Annotated in this window: 1 protein-coding gene; it reads left to right on the forward strand. The window is 63.4% G+C overall.

The genetic code is table 11. The features are described 5' to 3' along the window. Positions 1–262 precede the first annotated feature (262 nt). A partial coding sequence (locus tag BKH20_RS10590; protein ID WP_178388595.1) for a hypothetical protein occupies positions 263–1,156 on the forward strand: 894 nt, incomplete at its 3' end.

Here is a 1,156-nt window from a genome sequence, read left to right on the forward strand (position 1 = left end):
AAGACGAAGCCACCATCCTCAACAAAGCCGCCGAACTCTAGCCGGCCCGCCGTTCCTCCTTCGCCTCTGCGCCGTCGGACCGGACACCCCCACCAACCACAACGGATCGGGAATAATTGCGTCCATTCAGCCAGTAAGGGAGCAGCCGATGCCCGACGAGCAGACCGAAACGTCTCACAGTGCGCCTAGCGGCATCCGATTCAAGGGGCGCATCACCAAGGAATACAGGGCCCTGGTCGTGGCACTGGCAGTAGTACTAGTCGTGATCAGCGGGTTCGTCTACTGGGTGCTGGCCACTCTGGACCCGGACATCGGTCTCGACGGCCTGCAAGCCAGGACCGTGGCCTACTCAGCATCCCACCATCTCTACTGGAGCCCCGCAGTGAAATCAGCGAAGGTCTCCCGCGCTTACGCCGACCCCTCCTCTGGTCCTATTGCGCAGGTCGACGCCCGCCTCAAGGACGAAACCAGCGTGGACCAGGCTGCCGAACTCCTGGCCTCCACCCACCGCAAGGCAGACAGCAGCCAGGTACCACTCAGCGTCACCTTGTCCTGGCATCTCAACGGCACAGACATCTCAGTCAGCTTCAGCTGCGACGACAACCCTGACAACATCCGCGCCGCCACCCAACGAGAACTGACCCCAGTGGGCAAAGCCAAGTCCGTCACCCGAGGCGAACCTGACGGCTCCATTCACGCCGACTACGGAACAGTCGACGCCGCTCCCGCGTCTATCACAGAGCCAACCAGCCCCGACTCCTACAAGACATTCACCCTCAACAACTGGAACGTCACCTACTCCCCCGCCAAAGACGGCTCCTACTCCAACCCGCCTATCACCCACCTCATCGCCGCCGCCAGGCAGGCGAGCCCGACCGGCACCATCGGGCTCACCGGCGCCACCCTGTCCGTCACCGGCCTGGTCACCGACGACACCAAGGACCTCACCCCCGAGGCAGCGGCACCCGTCGTCCACACCGTCAGCGACTGCCAAGCCGCAGGACTGACCACACTCCAGCTCAACAACTGGGCACTGAACACCACATCCGACGTCGCCGACCCCTGGCTGACCTTCACCTGCAACAACGGCACCTGGACACCACAGCATGACGGCAACACCGGCCAAGACGAAGCCGCCATCCTCAACAAAGCCGCC

Source organism: Actinomyces oris (assembly GCF_001937445.1).
GTDB lineage: Bacteria > Actinomycetota > Actinomycetes > Actinomycetales > Actinomycetaceae > Actinomyces > Actinomyces acetigenes.